Source organism: Gordonia sp. VNK21 (genome assembly GCF_046098115.1).
Lineage (GTDB): Bacteria > Actinomycetota > Actinomycetes > Mycobacteriales > Mycobacteriaceae > Gordonia.
The window spans coordinates 120,204-122,261 of the sequence record NZ_JBJURU010000013.1 but is presented as its reverse complement, the minus strand read 5'-3'; the positions used below and the strand labels follow the sequence as shown (position 1 = coordinate 122,261).

The following is a 2,058-nucleotide window of genomic DNA, read 5'->3' as shown; positions in this document are numbered from 1 at the left end:
GCAATTGAGGTCGGTGATGGAGGTCATCGCCGGTCGGTTTACTGACTCTCTGCAGCGTATTCATGCAGATACCTCGATTATTCCCATGGCCGTGGCGTCCATTCTGGGTTCTGGTCTATCTGCGACGCAGTGGTGGACCGACGGCGGTCGTGAGCAAGGGGTGGACGACAAGTTCTTCGCCGCACACCTGTTGGAAACGACGTGGGGAATCATCGATGGCGCGGGCGCGACCATAGGCGTCGCCTTCTCACGTGGTCTGCCATTCAGTCATCCCGGGTTCGCGTCCCGCCGCTAAGTGGACTGACCATGTTTGGCAGCGAGCCATTCGCCGAACTTGTTTTGCCAGTGGCGGCGCGATTCGACCGATTCTTTGCGTTGCGGTCGGGTTGATCGTGCGTTCCGGTTGAGGGGTGTGTGTGCGTTGGTGGGCGGCGAGGAAGTCGTCAACGATGTGCGCGCAGTCGTGCCGGTCGATGTTTCGTAGCCCGGTTCTTCGTGCGAAATACCAGCGGTCCGAGAAGTTGGCACATTGCGAGTTCGATGTCGAAGTCGTCTAGTTCCTCGCGGGCATGAGAGCTTTGCAGAATGGCTTCAAATGGTTGGCGGTACTGGTCGATTACCCGCTGCTCAGCCGACAAGCTTCCCTCTTTGCCGCAGCGCCCCTGCATGTCACGACTCTCGGCGATGGCGCACGGCGGCGCGATCGCCGCGGCGTGGGACGACCTGCCGGGCTCACCTTGTGGTTGCTGCAACCCCGGCTGTCACCCGCCGCCTCACAGTCGAGTACCTGTTGCCGGTCCCGCTGCGCCGCCCGCACCGCATCAGCGGCCCGCCGCGCGGGAGAGCTGGCGCACTCGGGCGGTCTCGGTGGAGGGACATCGACAACCGATTCCCCTGCTCGAGCAGCCACAGCGACAGGATGGCCGAGGCCTTTGCTGTTCTCCACCGCCCATATGTTCAGGCAGCCTGCCGGCCCACTCGAGTTCACTGATCGAAGCGAACCTGGTGATGGTCCTGATCATGGCGTCGGTGTCGGTTCGTTGCTCGGCGTCGTTGTCCTGGTCGAACTACTCACATCAGTTCGATGAGCTGGTCGCGCAGCGACCCCGTCGAGTGTGCCGGCGGGATGCGTCCATGGTGTATTTGTCACTAGCGTTCTCTTTTGAGAGATATATCAAAGTTCCACCGCAACAAAACGTGTTCCCCGTGTAACGCCGTTCTCTACAACAACTTCGTCTTACATAATGGGCTCCTGATCTTATTTCCACGAGACGACGGTTAGCCTCGATCTTTCATCCGGTGCCTATCCCTGCCTGAGCGGTTCGGATTGATTGCGGCAGGGCTGATTTTGCGGTTCGGGTACGACAGGCTGGCCGGTTGCCGCCGGATCACGGCCGGGTTTCACGGGCCCGGAGGGTGTCTTTCAGGTCGTTCGGATACGTCAGGACACGCTGGTCACGTGCTGTTCGGGTAGCCGTCGAGACGATCGAGCCCGGCGATCAGCAGACCGGTGTACTTGGCACGGGCAGCGAACCGCAGCCGTCGCTGACGGGCGTGCCGAGCGATCCGAGCCGCGATCGCGAACAACCGAAGACGCAATGTCTTCAACTCCCACGTGCGGGCATCAGTGCTGGTCAACGCCAGCATCTGCATCCACGCGTTCAGATCGATCGCCAACGCTACGATCGAGGTCCACACCTGGTTCTGCGCGAACGAGAACAACGGAAGGTGCAACAGCCCGCAGTCTTTGCCCTGCCGGATCCGATCCTCGCACCGGGCGCGTCGGCGGTGCCGGTACCTGAGGCCGGATGTTGTCGCTGGCGCTCGTCGCTCTGCCGCGGCTGCAGCGGCTCAACTGGCCTCACTAGCTGGACAGCCCCACCGGCGGCCCCTACGCCCACTAGCACGCCGCCCTCTTTGGGGTAGGGCCACGTGTCGACGCCTAGTGACTGGCGTTGCCCACCGCTAACTGGCGCAAGCGGTGCTTATGGTGCGCGCCCGTCGACCGACTAGACCTTGATGCCGTGGCGGCTGCGCGGGCCACGCTCCTAGCCTAGG

The 2,058-nt window shown here is 62.4% G+C and carries 4 pseudogenes; 2 read left to right on the top strand and 2 right to left on the bottom strand.

The annotated features are described in order from the left end of the window. Positions 1–295: pseudogene (locus ACJMNC_RS15250) on the top strand (TetR/AcrR family transcriptional regulator); the annotation flags it as partial. A 111-nt stretch (positions 296–406) separates the two neighbouring features. On the opposite strand, the pseudogene ACJMNC_RS15245 reads toward ACJMNC_RS15250, so the two are convergent. Then, positions 407–623: pseudogene (locus ACJMNC_RS15245) on the bottom strand (TetR family transcriptional regulator); the annotation flags it as partial. 61 nt (positions 624–684) lie between these two features. Here ACJMNC_RS15245 and ACJMNC_RS15240 point away from each other — a divergent pair. Then, positions 685–850 (top strand): annotated as a pseudogene (locus ACJMNC_RS15240) (PaaI family thioesterase); the annotation flags it as partial. A gap of 605 nt (positions 851–1,455) precedes the next feature. On the opposite strand, the pseudogene ACJMNC_RS15235 reads toward ACJMNC_RS15240, so the two are convergent. Then, a pseudogene (locus tag ACJMNC_RS15235) lies at positions 1,456–1,803 on the bottom strand (transposase); the annotation flags it as partial. Positions 1,804–2,058 lie beyond the last annotated feature (255 nt).